Annotated in this window: 12 protein-coding genes and 1 tRNA gene; 5 read left to right on the top strand and 8 right to left on the bottom strand. The window is 63.3% G+C overall.

Annotation, left to right across the window (positions count from 1 at the left end):
* Nucleotides 1–48: 48 nt before the first annotated feature.
* Nucleotides 49–900 carry a YihY/virulence factor BrkB family protein gene (locus AC0L2V_RS20295; protein WP_031254136.1) on the top strand — a complete coding sequence of 284 codons (852 nt, stop codon included), beginning with the start codon at nucleotides 49–51 and terminating at the stop codon, nucleotides 898–900.
* Nucleotides 901–949: 49 nt separating this feature from the next.
* Here AC0L2V_RS20295 and AC0L2V_RS20290 read toward each other — a convergent pair whose 3' ends face one another.
* Both AC0L2V_RS20290 and gluQRS read right to left on the bottom strand, forming a co-directional pair.
* Nucleotides 950–1,825, bottom strand: a complete 876-nt coding sequence (locus AC0L2V_RS20290) for a DMT family transporter (RefSeq protein ID WP_473520986.1) — start codon at nucleotides 1,823–1,825, stop codon at nucleotides 950–952.
* Between the two features lie 421 nt (nucleotides 1,826–2,246).
* Complete coding sequence (gluQRS, locus tag AC0L2V_RS20285; RefSeq protein ID WP_473520985.1) at nucleotides 2,247–3,122, bottom strand: tRNA glutamyl-Q(34) synthetase GluQRS; 876 nt, start codon at nucleotides 3,120–3,122, stop codon at nucleotides 2,247–2,249.
* Between the two features lie 91 nt (nucleotides 3,123–3,213).
* Between gluQRS and AC0L2V_RS20280 the strand changes: the two genes are divergently transcribed.
* The 3 genes from AC0L2V_RS20280 (at nucleotide 3,214) to AC0L2V_RS20270 (ending at nucleotide 4,942) form a co-directional block, all read left to right on the top strand.
* Nucleotides 3,214–3,855: a DNA-3-methyladenine glycosylase family protein gene (locus AC0L2V_RS20280; protein ID WP_023797249.1), complete on the top strand. Its 642-nt coding sequence runs from the start codon at nucleotides 3,214–3,216 to the stop codon at nucleotides 3,853–3,855.
* 229 nt (nucleotides 3,856–4,084) lie between these two features.
* Nucleotides 4,085–4,642, top strand: coding sequence for an HNH endonuclease (locus tag AC0L2V_RS20275; RefSeq protein ID WP_023797250.1), 558 nt, complete (start codon nucleotides 4,085–4,087; stop codon nucleotides 4,640–4,642).
* A 36-nt stretch (nucleotides 4,643–4,678) separates the two neighbouring features.
* Complete coding sequence (locus AC0L2V_RS20270) at nucleotides 4,679–4,942, top strand: hypothetical protein (RefSeq protein WP_473520984.1); 264 nt, start codon at nucleotides 4,679–4,681, stop codon at nucleotides 4,940–4,942.
* 20 nt (nucleotides 4,943–4,962) lie between these two features.
* On the opposite strand, the gene AC0L2V_RS20265 is transcribed toward AC0L2V_RS20270, so the two are convergent.
* The gene (locus AC0L2V_RS20265; protein ID WP_473521085.1) at nucleotides 4,963–5,481 is read right to left on the bottom strand and encodes a disulfide bond formation protein B; all 519 of its coding nucleotides are present in this window, start codon (nucleotides 5,479–5,481) and stop codon (nucleotides 4,963–4,965) included.
* A gap of 92 nt (nucleotides 5,482–5,573) precedes the next feature.
* A complete protein-coding gene (locus AC0L2V_RS20260; protein WP_091600122.1) occupies nucleotides 5,574–6,161 on the bottom strand; it encodes a YqaA family protein in 588 nt (195 codons plus the stop codon).
* A gap of 287 nt (nucleotides 6,162–6,448) precedes the next feature.
* Here AC0L2V_RS20260 and AC0L2V_RS20255 point away from each other — a divergent pair.
* Nucleotides 6,449–6,533: transfer RNA gene (locus AC0L2V_RS20255), tRNA-Leu, on the top strand.
* Between the two features lie 102 nt (nucleotides 6,534–6,635).
* On the opposite strand, the gene AC0L2V_RS20250 is transcribed toward AC0L2V_RS20255, so the two are convergent.
* The 4 genes from AC0L2V_RS20250 to secA form a co-directional block, all read right to left on the bottom strand.
* A complete protein-coding gene (locus AC0L2V_RS20250; protein ID WP_027153358.1) occupies nucleotides 6,636–7,244 on the bottom strand; it encodes a hypothetical protein in 609 nt (202 codons plus the stop codon).
* Nucleotides 7,245–7,784: 540 nt separating this feature from the next.
* Nucleotides 7,785–9,065: a GNAT family N-acetyltransferase gene (locus AC0L2V_RS20245; RefSeq protein ID WP_023797281.1), complete on the bottom strand. Its 1,281-nt coding sequence runs from the start codon at nucleotides 9,063–9,065 to the stop codon at nucleotides 7,785–7,787.
* Nucleotides 9,065–10,465, bottom strand: coding sequence for a lipopolysaccharide biosynthesis protein (locus AC0L2V_RS20240; RefSeq protein ID WP_473521084.1), 1,401 nt, complete (start codon nucleotides 10,463–10,465; stop codon nucleotides 9,065–9,067). Before AC0L2V_RS20240 ends, AC0L2V_RS20245 begins: the two co-directional genes overlap by 1 nt.
* Nucleotides 10,466–10,841: 376 nt before the next feature.
* On the bottom strand, nucleotides 10,842–13,574 hold the full coding sequence (gene secA, locus AC0L2V_RS20235) for a preprotein translocase subunit SecA (RefSeq protein WP_473520983.1): 2,733 nt from the start codon (nucleotides 13,572–13,574) through the stop codon (nucleotides 10,842–10,844).
* Between the last annotated feature and the right edge of the window lie 381 nt (nucleotides 13,575–13,955).

Here is a 13,955-nt window from a genome sequence, read left to right as displayed (position 1 = left end):
TCCCTTCCCATATTCGCGGCGTCGAGACAATCGAAGGGAACGCGGTTCTTGTTGCGGAAGATCGTAGCCCTCAAGCGCGTGCTCTATGACGCGTTCGGCCATTTCGATGCAGACGATGGCTGGGCGATGGCCAGTCATCTGGCGATCACGGCGCTGATGGCGCTGTTCCCTTTTCTGATTTTCGCCACGACGCTGGCCAGCTTTCTCGGCGCACAGGCTTTTGCTGACACCGCCGTGCATATCGTCTTCGACACCTGGCCCGAGCAGATCGCCGAGCCGATCGCGCGCGAGGTGCTCAACGTGCTCACCGTGCAGCGCACCGACCTGTTGACCTATGGCGTGCTGCTTGCCGCCTTCTTCGCCTCGAACGGCATCGAGGCGCTGCGCACCTCGCTCAACCGCGCCTACCGCGTTTCCGAAACGCGCGGCATCATCTACCGCCGGGTACAGAGCATCGCCTTCGTGCTGATCGCCACGGCAGGTTTTCTGGCGATCAGCGTGCTTCTGGTGTTTGCGCCGTTGCTGGCGCGGCTGGCCGAGGCCAATTTCGAATGGGTAAAACCCTATATGGGAACGATCACGCTGTGGCGTTACATCATCGCCTCGGTCGTCATCGTCGGCGGGCTGTTCGCGGTGCATTACTGGCTGCCTGCGGGCAAGCGCCGCTTCGTCTCGATCATACCGGGCATCATCTTCACGCTGATTGCCTGGCTAATCGGGTCGACCATCTTCGCCGCCTATCTCGACCGTTTCTCGTCCTATGTGACGACCTATGCCGGCCTTGCCTCGATCATGGTCGCGGTCGTCTTCCTCTATATGGTCTCGGCGATCTTCATTCTCGGCGGTGAACTCAATGCCGCGATCAGCCGCTATCTGGAGGCACGCGCGCGCGTTGGCTGATTCTTGTTTTGAGCATGATCTTTTCCGAACCGGTACCCACTTTTTGGGATCATGCTTTGGTTGGCTGAGCGGTTGCCAGCCCGACGCCGAACGTCGCGATCGCCATACCGACGATCTGGACCAGGTTCAACTGTTCGCCGAACAACAGCCAGGCGATGACCGCGGTGACGGCCGGGACCAGATAGAACAGCGAAGCGACTTTCGACATCTCGCCGTCGCGGATCATCACCATCAACAGGAAGATGGCGCCGATCGACAGCACCAGCACCAGCCATGCCATGGCGAAGATCAACTCGCCATTGATGACGACGGTTCGCGTCTCGAAAGCGAGCGAGGCCAAAGCCATCACCGATGCACCGCCGACATATTGCCAAGTGGTGGCCGCCACGAGATCGCCGCCGGAGGCGAAGCGCTTCTGCCAGATCGTGCCGGCGCTCATGCCAAGCACCGAGACAAGCGAGGCGGCCAGCGTCTCGGCCGTCACGCCGCCGCCAAGCGTCCCGAGCTTCGGCCAAAGCACGATGACCACGCCGGCAAGTCCGACAGTGAGGCCGGCCCAATGGCGCGGCAGGATCGCCTCGCCGAGAAACCGGCCGGCCATCACCGCGGTGATCAGCGGCTGCAGCCCGACGATCAAGGCCGATAACCCGGCCGGCATGCCCCTGTGGATGGCCCAGAACACGCCGCCGAGATAGACGCCATGCATCAGGATGCCGGCGCCGGTCGCGTGAAACGCCTCCTTGCGCGTCGCTCGCCTGGAGCCGAGTGCTGCCATCAAGGCGGCCAACAGCACGGCGGCCAGCACGAAACGAGCGGCCAGGAAGGTGAAAGGCTCGGCCCACGGCATGGCATAACGCGCGCCAATGAAGCCGGTCGCCCACAGGACGACGAAAGAGGCGGGGATGAACCGCTTGATGCTGTGCATTTTTGAAAGGCTGCCGCGTGCTCGGTGAGGGGTTTTGTACGGGACCGCTGTAATGCGGTTCAACCCGGCTAGCAAAACCAAACGGTTGATCCATAGGCTCATCCGAGCTGAAGGATGCGCTCTGGGTCAGGGAGGATCAAAAACGCTGCTGCGGTGCAGAACCTTTGATAGCGGAGGGACAGCGCCCCCCTCTGTCCTGCCGGACATCTCCCCCACAAGGGGGGAGATCGGCAGCTTCGCGGACAGCGTCCTTTTTTGCACGGTTGGTGGTTGGCGAAATCAGTGATGAAGTCCGATCTCCCCCCAAGTGGGGGAGATGTCCGGCAGGACAGAGGGGGGCGCGAAGGATCGCTACAGAGCGCTTTTATTTTGAGCCGTTCGCTGCCGGTCGCTGCCCTGTCAAAAACGACCGTGTCTGGGACTAAATCCCAACCAGCCGCCGGACGTCTTCCGGTGATGCGCCGGCCTCGCGCAAGGCGGCAAGGCCGGTATCGGCAAAACTCTTCGACAGCTTTCGTCCGTCCGGGCCCAGGACCAGACGATGGTGGAAGTAGCCTGATTGCGGCAGGCCGAGGAGTTCCTGGAGCAGGCGCTGCACGCCGGTGGCGGAATAGAGGTCCTGGCCGCGCACCACATGGCTGACGCCTTGCAGCGCGTCGTCGACGACGACGGCGAGATGATAGCTTGTCGGGATTTCACGGCGCGCCACGATCACGTCGCCCCAGTCCTGCGGCCGGGCTTCTGTCGTGCGTGTCGCGGAAAGGCTTTCATCGGAAAATTCCAGCCATGACAGACCCGTGCCGACGCGTGCCACCGCAGCATCGACGTCGAGCCGCCAGGCGAAGGGCACGTTCTCGGCCATCCGTTGCTGGCGTTCCTTCATAGTCAGCGCCTTGTCGACGGCGGGATAGAGCGGCACCCCGTCCGGGTCGCGCGGCCAGTCGCGGCCGCGCCTTTCGCGGTCGGCAATGAAGGCGCGGATTTCGCCACGGCTCATGAAGGCCGGGTAGACGAGTTCCTCGCTGATCAGCCGATCGAGCACCGCCTGATAGTCCGAAAAATGCTCGGACTGACGGCGCACCGGTTGTTCCCAGCCAAGCCCGAGCCATTCCAGGTCGCGAAAAATACCGGCCTCGAATTCCGGTGTGCAGCGCGTCGTATCGATGTCCTCGATGCGCAGCAACAGCCGCCCGCCGGTTGCGCTGGCCAACTTTTGATTGAGCAGCGCCGAATAGGCATGGCCGAGATGCAGTTCGCCATTCGGGCTCGGTGCGAAGCGGAATGTCAGGAGTGTCATCGTTCGGCGGCAATCGGGTTGTGCGGCGCTTTCGCCAGTTGCTACTTTGCGCCTGATTACATCTGCCACTTTGCGACGGGAACAAGCAGACATGCAACGCATCGCCACGCTCGACGACGTCTCGCAAGGGCTCGACGCGCTCTGCCTGCTCGACCCGCGCCTGGAAAAGGTGCGCGGCATGGCCGGCGAGGTGCCGCTTCGGCTGTCCGAGCCGGGGTTCAGAAGCCTTGCCTCGATCATCGTCTCGCAGCAGGTATCCCGCGCCAGCGCCGACGCCATCTTCGGGCGGCTGACAAAACTCGTCGATCCGCTGACGCCGCAAGCCATCCTTGCCGCTGACGAAGCCATCTTTCGCGAAGCCGGACTGTCGCGGCCGAAACAGCGCGGGCTGATCGCCGTCGCCCAGGCCGTGGTCGATGGGCTCGACCTCGATCATCTCTGTTTGCTCGACGCCGCGGAGGCGATCGCGGCGATGACCAAGGTGTCAGGCATCGGTCCGTGGACGGCGGAAGTCTATCTTCTGTTCGCCGCCGGCCACCCCGACGTCTTCCCGGCACGCGACGTTGCCCTGCAGAGCGCGGTCGGCCACGCGCTCGGCATCGACCCGCGCCCGCCCGAGAAAACGCTGATCAAGCTCGCCGAATCATGGAGCCCGTGGCGCGGTGTCGCATCACGGCTTTTTTGGGCGTATTATCGTGAAACCCGGGGCAGGGACGCCGCGCCGCCTGGCTGAATCCGTAAAAAAGCATGAAAATCATGCATTTTTAGCGCTGCGATTGATCGACAAGCCGCTTCACATCCCTGTCATGTCAGGCTTACAGTATCCGCGCCGACAGGCTACAGCGCCGCGCATCCAGTTGGATGCGCAAAGGACGCTGTAGGACTTTTTGAAGCTGCGCATGATCCCTTCCGAAAATCGAACCGATTTCGGGGTCATGCGCTGAACCAAGGAGGTCAATGACGTGACGGTTGCCGTATCTCCGGATGGGCTTCCAGCACTGGTGCTGAACGCGGATTACCGTCCGCTCAGCTATTACCCCCTGTCGCTCTGGTCGTGGCAGGACGCCATCAAGGCGGTGTTCCTCGAGCGGGTCAACATCGTCGCCGAATACGAGCACGCGGTGTCGTCGCCGACCTTCTCGATGAAGCTGCCGAGCGTCGTCAGCCTGAAAGCTTATGTGAAGCCATCGCGGCATCCGGCCTTCACCCGCTTCAACGTCTTCCTGCGCGACCGTTTCCAGTGCCAGTATTGCGGCACGCCGGAGGACCTGACCTTCGACCATGTCGTTCCCCGCCATCGCGGCGGCGCGACGACGTGGGAGAATGTCGTCGCCGCCTGCTCGCCCTGCAATCTGAGAAAGGGCGGCATGATGCCGGCGCACGCCAAGATGTGGCCGCTGCAGAAACCTTTTCAGCCGACGGTGCACGACCTGCACAACAATGGCCGCTTGTTCCCGCCCAACCATCTGCATGAAAGCTGGATGGATTATCTCTACTGGGATGTCGAGTTGGAGCCGTAGGGTCGGCGTCAAACATTGAGGCTGCTTGGCCGCCGCATGTACAAGATCACGATCGAGTGCCTTGACGTGGCGCCGGGTTCAGGTCCGCAAGCTGCCATCGACATAGAGCAAGAGTTTCGCATCCATCGGACTTGGCACGAGCGGCCTAGCTGCACTTACGCCAATGGGAAACTTCTACTAATCGCACGAAATGACTTCGACGCCGACGGCATGGCCCTGCTCGACGAATTCTGGGACTGTCTGGCCGCATATCTGGGAGTGCACGGACCGATGCACATCCTTAGTGTCGAGCAGGTCTGAGGCAGCCCGAACCTGTTTGCTCAGTCGCGGGCAAAGGCGCCGCGGAAGGCGATGACGGCCAGGACAAAACTGGCGATGGCGTTCCAGCCGGCCAGCGACAGGCCAAGGATGCGCACGGCCGCCTTGTCGCAGGAGGGCGGGACGAATTGGTCGAGCGCATCGAGCACGCCCTTGCCGCCGGTATCGACCGGACCGGCAGCCGCTGCACAGTCGGTCGGCCCCGGCCACCACGCCCATTCGACACCGGAGTGATAGACGCCGAGATAGACGCCGTAGACCATCAGCAGGCCGCCGACGGCCAGCAGGCCGCGTGTCAGCCACGCGGGGGCGCGCAATGTCGACGCAGCCGCCGCCAGCAGCATCAGCGGCACGCCGATGTAATAGGGGGTGCGTTGCTCCAGGCAGAGCTTGCAGGGGATGTAGCCGCCGAGATGCTGGAAGGCCAGCGCCGAGCCGACGGTGGCGGCCATGGTGGCGGCGAGGAACAACGCCGTCCGCATGCGCTGGCGTCCAGGGTCGGCATTCACGGTCGCTGTCATCGATCTGCCGTTCGCCTTGTTGTTGAGCATGATCTTTTCCGAAAGCCGGCGCCCACTTTTTGCTACGCTGACCTTCGGTTCGGGATCATGCTCTAAAACGCGTATTTGACGACGATATAGAGCGAAATCAGGGCAGCGGCGCCGGCGCCGGCGATCATGCCGAGGCGCTTTTCGATGAACTCACGGATCGGCTCGCCGTAGCGGCGCAGCAGCCAGGCGAGGAACAGGAAGCGGGCGCCGCGCGCCACGATCGCCAGCACGATGAACAGCAGCAAAGGCGTGCCGATGACGCCGGACAGGATCGTCACCACCTTGATCGGCGGCAGATGGGCGAGGCCGGAGGTGATCAGCATCAGGACGATGAATCCGGTGCCCGCCGAGACGCGCAGTGTCTCGAAGTCGTCATACTTGCCGTAGAATTCAAGGATCGGCCGCGCCACCGAGTCATAGGCGTAGTGGCCGATGTACCAGCCGGCTATGCCACCCAGAACGGAGGCCAGCGTGGCGACCAGCGCGTAGCGATAGGCGCGATCCGGCCGTGACAGCGCCATCGGCAGATAGAGCACGTCGGCCGGCACGAGAAATACCGAGCTTTCGACGAAAGCGATGAAGGCCAGCCACCATTCGGCGGATTTCTTCGCCGCCAGCGACAAGGTCCAGTCGTAAAGTCCGCGAAGCATCGGCACTCCTGATGCACGTCGCCCAAAATGCGCAGCGCCTTTGGGACAACAATGCATAAAAACCAAGACCAAAAGCGCGCCAGATGAATCTCTCCAGACGCGACGCGCTTCAATGCGCTGCCTGTCTAGAAAGATTTTTCGCGCCGCACAATGGCCGTAGCTTCACGAAATCGAAAGGCCGCGGCCGAGCGAAGGCCACATGCCCGGAATTGGCCACCCCGAATTGGCCAGTTGACGAACAGGCCTCCAACCGTATAGTCCGCGCCCATCCAGGCCGCCCGGCCTGAGCCCCTATGGCGGAATTGGTAGACGCGCTCGACTCAAAATCGAGTTCCGCAAGGAGTGCTGGTTCGATCCCGGCTAGGGGCACCATTTTCTACCCGAGACACTTTGAAAGCTCGGTGGGAGGGTTATCCCAGGCGCACCTGGGATAACCCCAATTGAGGCCGGGCCATTGCGTAGACTAAGTCGCCATTACATCGGCCCCGGCACCATCTTGGTCGGCTGCTCCGGCATCGGAAATGCGTAATTGTCGCATTTCACGTCGGGGTTCGTCGGGCTGAACATTCCAAGTGGGTTGTCTTTGAACAGCCAGACGTGAAGATCGTAATGGTAGAACTCCACCGGAATAAGCGGATAATGCCCCTCCATCGGCCCCTGGAACGTCTGTCCAAACAGTTTCGGCGGCTCCTTGGTGTCGGGCGTCAGCGGAACAAGCCATTCCACTGCCACCAGGCGCAAGCCGCCGTCGACCGGCTCATAGATAAGGACATTGGGGCGCGTCGGATCTGGTGTCGGGCTGACGCTCGCGACGTTGACGAAATGAATGCCCATCGCGCCCTTCGGGTAATCCATGGCTCCAGCCACTTTTTCGCCGCTGTAATAAACGCATCCGACCGTCGACAGGTATAGGTCGCGAATGGCGGCCTTGTAGTCTTCGTACTTCGAAAGCGATTGTTTCAGGGCATCGATCTCGACCTTGCCGGGCTCGGCGGCCTGACCCGCGGCCGCAGTCAGGCAGGCGCCGATGAGGCCGGTCAAAGCGAGAATACTGCGACGCCTGAAGTGAATTGTTTTCGTCATGCATTCCTCCCAGATTTTTGTTCTGGCCGTGCAGGACCGAGGCGGCAATGATGCTGGTTGCGCGGCCGAGATTGTCGCCGATGCTAATCCTTTCCGCTGGTTGGGAGAATTAAACCTGATGACCTAGGCCTTCGACACAGTTCTTCGACCGAGTCTGAAAGGGACTGTGGACGGTCGCTGCCGTCCGGTCTGCAGCTGCCAATTTCCAGCGCTGGTGATTAGCGTAAGCCCCTGCGCCTTCGTCATTCCCAGGCCGGAGCAAGGAGCGAAGCGACGCGGTGGCGCGGTAGACCAGGCGATGGTCCTGGATGATGCGCCGCGACCACCAGCCGTCGCTGCCCCTCTCTGCCTTCTCCCCATGTCGGGCCCGAAGGGCGGGCGAGGCCGGTGACTCGCCCCGGGCGGTGGATTGGCGCGCAGCGCCAAGACGGTTACTGGACGGAGCGCTTTTGGGTGCCACTGGAGCACCCCCTCATCCGACCTCGCTTCGCGAGGCCACTTTCTCCCACAACAAGGGGAGAAGGAGAGCCGCACTTTGCCCTACCGCCGTCCCAGCAAGCTCTTCACCCGGTTGCGCAGCAGGCGCGCCATGTTGCGGGTTTCGCGGTAGAGGTGGATCTGCGACGCCGCCTGGCGGGCGAGGCGGTCGGCGTCCGGCGTCAGGCCGAGGACCAGCGTGCCGATCGGCCGGCGCTCCGTCCATAGCCGGCTCATCACCGGATGGTCGGGCACGGCGCAGGAATCGGTCATCATGATGTTGGGATCGTCGAGATGCTGCCTGGTCACCTCGATCATCAGCAGCGTGCCCGGCGAATAGGCGGCGAGCGTCTCGTCATAGGCCGTCTTCCAGGTGTAGGCGACGCCGGCCTCGACGAAGACGACCAGGCAAGCGATGGTGCGGTCATCGAGCGTCAGTGAATGGATGCGGCACAGGTCGCGTTCGGCCAGCCGGTGCACGGCCTCGCGGGCAAAGGCGGCGCGGTAGCGGTCGATGGCCATGGCGGTGCGCTCGCGGCCTTTCCAGCCGGCGGCCTCGAGCGTCAAAAAACGCTCGATGGCGTGGCGGATGTTTTCCGGTCCGCGCGCCACCTGATGCTCCAGCCTGCCCAGGTCGGCGAGGCGGCGTTTTAGGCGGCGGAACTCGCGATAATGGTGCGAGCGCAGCGAGGCCTTCAGATACTCATCGCCGTCGATCTCGCTTTCGAGCATCGGGCGTTCGGCCTTGCCGGTGGTGACCAGCGTCAGGCCACGCGTCTCGGCGACGGTGGCCAGCAGGCTGGCCACCGGGCCGTCGAGCCGGATGTCGGGCAGCACGAAGACTTTTGGCAGCTTGAGATGCGGCCGCGACAGCATCGCGAAGAAATCCTCGATGACGCCGACGGGATCGTCACGGTCGACCAGCGGCGTGCCGATCGGCCCAAACGGGCTCGACCATGTGCGCATCACCCGCACGCCGAGCGGCGTCGCCGGCCGCTCCACCGAGAACGGCACCAGCAAGCGCAGCCGGTTGCGGTATTCGTCGCCGTCGCGGATGACCGCCAGCCGCACCTCGCGGTCTTCCAGTCGCGGCATGGCGGGTGCCAGGAAGCGCGGGTTGAAGAACACGTTGGGCTCGATGGTGCGGGCGCAGAGATAGTCGAGTTCCTCGACTAGGTCGAAGCCGGCGGAGGCGGCGTAAATTGCCAGTTTGCGCTGGGGCCGGCCGTTGGCCAACAATTCGATATGGGCGGGATCGGCTTCGCGGGCGAGCCCGGCGAGGCCCGACACCAGGGCGCCGGCCGGGCCGCCGCTGGTTTCCTCGAGCAACGGGATGGCAGCCATCACGCGGCTCCTTTGGCGGCTACGAAAATGACCATGACGATGCCGAGCCTGCGCCAGACCGTGAAGGACAGCGCGCCGGCTTCGAAGATCATCGCGAAGGCGGTGGCCATCGCCGCGCCCCACAGGCCGAAAAGCGGGATCAGCACCAGATTGAGGCCGATGTTGAAGGCCAGCGTCATGGCGTAGACGGCGGCGCAGATATTCTGGTTGCCGCTCATGGTGAGCAGGCTTTCGCAGGGGCCGACGGCGGCGCGGGCGACGACGCCGAAGACCAGCAGGAACAACAGGGGATAGCCGGCAACGAATTCAGGCCCGAACAAGCTCAGCATCGGCTCACCCAGCACCAGCACCAGCAGCGCCATCAACAGCGATGGCCAGAAGGTCCACGACACGGTTTCGCGGGCGAAGGCGGCGAGCTTTTCCGGCTCGCCATGGGTGAATTGCGCGTAGCGCTGGGCAACGCCCGCCTTGACCGCGAAATAGACGAAATGCACCAGCGCCAGCGTCTTGACCGTGGCGAAATAGACGGCGACGTCGTTGGGATTCATATAGGCGCCGACCATCAGCACGTCGGCATTGGTGAGCAGGAAGAAGAAGCCTTCGACCAGGAAGATCGGCAGCGACACGAGGAACCATTGCGCGAAATGCAGCTTCATCGGCCCGGCCGGGATTGTTTTGCCGATGCGCGCAGTGATGCCGATGAGCTGGCCGAGCGTGGTGGCATAGGCAGCGGCGATCGATGCGAAAATCGCCGTCCTGGCATCGGGCGCAAAGCCGACCAGAAGCATCAGCACCATCAGCGCCAGGATCAGCACCGGCCGCACCAGATAGGTCGGCGCCAGCGCAAACAGCGCCCACGAGTTGGCCCGCGCCAGCCCCTGCAACAGGTCGGACATGGCGATCATCGGCATGCAGATGAGGCCGAGAATGAATGGCACGACATAGTAGTTCTCGATAAAGGGCGAGAGCAGCCAGACGCCGAGCGCGCCCAGCCCGGCGATCGCCGTCGAGGCGACCAGCACGAACAGGCGGCTGGTCAGCACGATCCCGCGCAGTTCGGCCAGCATGTTGCGCTCGCGATATTCGGGAATGAAGCGGATGATCGAGGTGTGGAAGCCGAGGCAGGCGAGATTGCCGACGATGACCATCGTCACCCAGACAAGGACAAAAATGCCATACTCGAACGAGCCCATCCAGCGCGCCATCAGCACCTGGCTGACGAAAGCGATGACGGCGCTGACGATGCGGATGGAAAAGGCGATCAGCGACATGCGGCTGGCTTCGCCGCGCTCGTCGGCGGTGAACAGCACGGCATCGATGCGGCCAAGCAGCGGCTTTGCGCGCAGCGCAAGGCGCTGCGGCAGGAGCCGCCCGGCTGTCGTCGCCGCGGAAAAGCGCACCTTGATCACACTCCGTTTTCGGCTTCTTTTCGGGTCTGGGTGTAGTCAAAACACATTAAGAAACGGTTGGGTGGGTCACCGTTCGCGGCAGAACACGACGAAACGACAGGCCAGCTGATGGAAAGAAATAAGAGCTGAAGGCCCATTTCCGGTGTCGACGGGACAGCGCCCCCCTCTCGCCAGCCGGCCATCCCCCCACGGGTGGGGAGATTGGCTAATCGTGGGCGTTGGCGTCGCCCCTCATCCGCCCTTCGGGCACCCAGGCCCTTCGCTGTCGCTACGGGCGTTCGTCGTTCGGAAAGCCAAGCAATTGGCTTTCCGTCCGCTTCGCGGACCACTTCTCACCCCCGTGAACGGGGAGAAGGGAAGTGGGTGCTTACGCGAACGCCCCGTGGCAATGCTTGTACTTTTTCCCTGACCCGCACGGGCAGGCCTCGTTGCGGCCGACCTTGCCCCAGGTGGCGGGGTTTTGCGGGTCGCGGTTCTCGGGGGCGACGGTGGCGTGGGTCTCCTGGCGAATCAGAAGGCCGGTCTCGCCGCCATCAAAATCGTCCTCGCCGGTGGTGCCGTCGAGATGACTGCCGAACATGTCGGGCGCCTCGGGCGGCGGCGCTTCGGCGGCCTGGCGGACCAGCTCGACGCGCATCAATTGCGCCGTGACGGCCTGGCGCAGATTGCCCAGCATCGCCTGGAACAGCTCGAACGCCTCGCCCTTGTATTCCTGCAGCGGATCGCGCTGGGCGTAGCCGCGGAAGCCGACGACCGAGCGCAGGTGGTCGAGGTTGACGATGTGCTCGCGCCACAGATGGTCGAGCGTCTGCAGCACCACGGAGCGCTCGACATAGGCCATCACGTCGGGGCCGAAGCGCTCTGCACGCTCCTTGGCAGCGGTCTCGGCGGCCTGGCTGATGCGCTCGCGGATGTCGTCCTCGGCAATGCCCTCTTCCTTGACCCAGTCCTCGATGGGCAGGTCGAGATTGAGGAATTCGGCGACCTCGGCCTTGAGGCCGGCGACGTTCCACTGCTCGGCATAGGCGTTTTCGGGAATAGCCTTGGCGACGACCTCCTCGATGACGCCCTCGCGCATTTCGGCGATGGTCTCGGACAGGCCTTCACCGTCCATCAGCTCGAGGCGCTGCTCGAACACCACCTTGCGCTGGTCGTTCGAGACGTCGTCATATTTCAGCAGGTTCTTGCGGATGTCGAAGTTGCGCGCCTCGACCTTCTTCTGCGCCTTTTCCAGCGCCTTGTTGATCCAGGGGTGGATGATCGCCTCGTCTTCCTTGAGGCCGAGCTTCTGCAGCATGCCGTCCATGCGCTCGGAGCCGAAGATGCGCATCAGATCGTCCTGCAGCGACAGGAAGAATTTTGAGCGCCCGGGATCGCCCTGGCGGCCTGAGCGGCCGCGCAACTGGTTGTCGATGCGGCGCGATTCATGGCGTTCGGTGGCGAGCACGTAGAGGCCGCCGGCGGCGAGCGCCTTCTCCTTCAGCCGGGCGACGTCGTCGCGGATTGCCTTTTCCCTGGCGTCGCGCTCGGGGCCGGCCGGCATGTCGCCAAGCTCCTCGGCGATGCGCATGTCGGCATTGCCGCCGAGCTGGATGTCGGTGCCGCGGCCGGCCATGTTGGTGGCAATGGTAATGGCGCCGGGTTTACCCGCCTGGGCGACGATCGCCGCCTCACGCTCATGGTGGCGGGCGTTCAGCACCTCGAAATCGGCAAAACCTTCCTTGCGCAGGCGTGCGGCCAGCAGCTCGGATTTCTCGATCGAGGTGGTGCCGACCAAGGTAGGCTGGCCTTTTTCGCGGGCTTCCTTGATCTCCCTGACGATCGCCTTGTACTTCTCCTCGACGGTCCGGTAGACCTCGTCGTCCTCGTCAATACGGATGACCGGCAGATTGGTCGGGATCTCGGTGACGTCGAGATTGTAGATGTTGGCGAATTCCTCGGCCTCGGTCAGCGCCGTGCCGGTCATGCCGGCGAGCTTCTTGTAGAGGCGGAAATAGTTCTGGAAGGTGACGGAGGCGAGCGTCTGGTTCTCCGGCTGGATCGCCACATGCTCCTTGGCCTCGAGCGCCTGGTGCAGGCCTTCCGAATAGCGGCGGCCCGGCATCATGCGGCCGGTGAATTCGTCGATGATGACGATCTCGCCGTTGCGCACGATGTAGTCCTTGTCCTTCTGGAACAGCTGGTGCGCCTTGAGCGCATTGTTGACGTGGTGGACGATGGCGACGTTCTCGACGTCGTAGAGCGACTCACCCTTGAGCAGGCCGGCGTCGCGCAAAAGGTTTTCCAGCTTCTCGGTGCCATCCTCGGTAAAGATCGAGGTCTTCTGCTTCTCGTCGATCTCATAGTCGGCCGGCTCGAGCTTCAGCATGAAGGCGTCGATGGTATTGTACATTTCCGAGCGGTCCTCGAGCGGACCGGAAATGATCAGCGGCGTGCGCGCCTCGTCGACGAGGATGGAATCGACCTCGTCGACGATCGCGTAGCTGTGGCCGCGCTGCACCATCTGGGCGCGCTCGTATTTCATGTTGTCGCGCAGATAGTCGAAGCCGAGCTCGTTGTTGGTGGCGTAGGTGACGTCGGCGGCATAGGCGGCGTGGCGTTCCTCGTCGGACAGGCCATGGACGATGACGCCGACGGTAAGGCCGAGGAATTTGTAGACGCGGCCCATCCATTCGGAGTCGCGTGTGGCAAGATAGTCGTTGACGGTGACGACATGGACGCCTTTGCCGGCGAGCGCGTTGAGATAGACGGGCAGGGTGGCGACCAGCGTCTTGCCCTCGCCGGTGCGCATCTCGGCGATGCCGCCATTATGCAGCACCATGCCGCCGATCAGCTGCACGTCGAACGGGCGCATGCCGAGCACGCGGCGCGCCGCCTCGCGCACGGTGGCGAAGGCCGGCACCAAGAGATCGTCGAGACTGGCGCCGTTGGCGACGTCCTGGCGGAATTTTTCCGTGCGGGCCGTCAGTTCGGCGTCGGAGAGCGCCCGCATCTCGTTTTCCATGGCGTTGATCGCTTCGACGCGCGGTCGGGTCGACTTGACCCGGCGATCGTTGGAGGAGCCGAAAACCTTACGGGCGAGACCGCCAAAACTGACCATTCAATGGTCCTTTCGATAGCATTCCAAGTCGTTGCGACGGGTGCCGGCCGGCCCCATCAAATCCACGTGAAACGCGGACAAACGCAAAAAGCGCCCGGAAAACGGTTCTGGACGCAAAGTCGTTGGACAGATAAGAGGGGGTTCAATCGATGTCAACGGCGCGCTGGCCCTGTCGACCGTGCCAAATTCCGCCACAATCCGGCTGGTCTGGAAGCCATCCCGCCCTAGCTATCCCCCATTGGAGTTAATTGTATGTCCTTATTGTTCCGCCGCGCGTCGCTCGCCAGCCTTGGCCTGGCATTCGGGCTGTCGGCGCTGTCGCTGTCGCCAGCGATGGCGCAGGACACCGCGCCCGCCCAACCAGCCCCGGCCCAACCAGCC

The sequence above is a fragment of the Mesorhizobium sp. WSM4814 genome, from assembly GCF_055811595.1.
The sequence above is the reverse complement of the archived record's forward strand: the minus strand, read 5'-3'. Positions and strand labels throughout refer to the sequence as shown.

Coding starts and splice junctions, on each gene's coding strand:
- AC0L2V_RS20290 (WP_473520986.1), bottom strand. CDS start 1,825: ATGCACAGCATCAAGCGGTTCATCCCCGCCTCTTTCGTCGTCCTGTGG.
- gluQRS (WP_473520985.1), bottom strand. CDS start 3,122: ATGACACTCCTGACATTCCGCTTCGCACCGAGCCCGAATGGCGAACTG.
- AC0L2V_RS20280 (WP_023797249.1), top strand. CDS start 3,214: ATGCAACGCATCGCCACGCTCGACGACGTCTCGCAAGGGCTCGACGCG.
- AC0L2V_RS20270 (WP_473520984.1), top strand. CDS start 4,679: ATGTACAAGATCACGATCGAGTGCCTTGACGTGGCGCCGGGTTCAGGT.
- AC0L2V_RS20265 (WP_473521085.1), bottom strand. CDS start 5,481: ATGACAGCGACCGTGAATGCCGACCCTGGACGCCAGCGCATGCGGACG.
- AC0L2V_RS20260 (WP_091600122.1), bottom strand. CDS start 6,161: ATGCTTCGCGGACTTTACGACTGGACCTTGTCGCTGGCGGCGAAGAAA.
- AC0L2V_RS20250 (WP_027153358.1), bottom strand. CDS start 7,244: ATGACGAAAACAATTCACTTCAGGCGTCGCAGTATTCTCGCTTTGACC.
- AC0L2V_RS20245 (WP_023797281.1), bottom strand. CDS start 9,065: ATGGCTGCCATCCCGTTGCTCGAGGAAACCAGCGGCGGCCCGGCCGGC.
- secA (WP_473520983.1), bottom strand. CDS start 13,574: ATGGTCAGTTTTGGCGGTCTCGCCCGTAAGGTTTTCGGCTCCTCCAAC.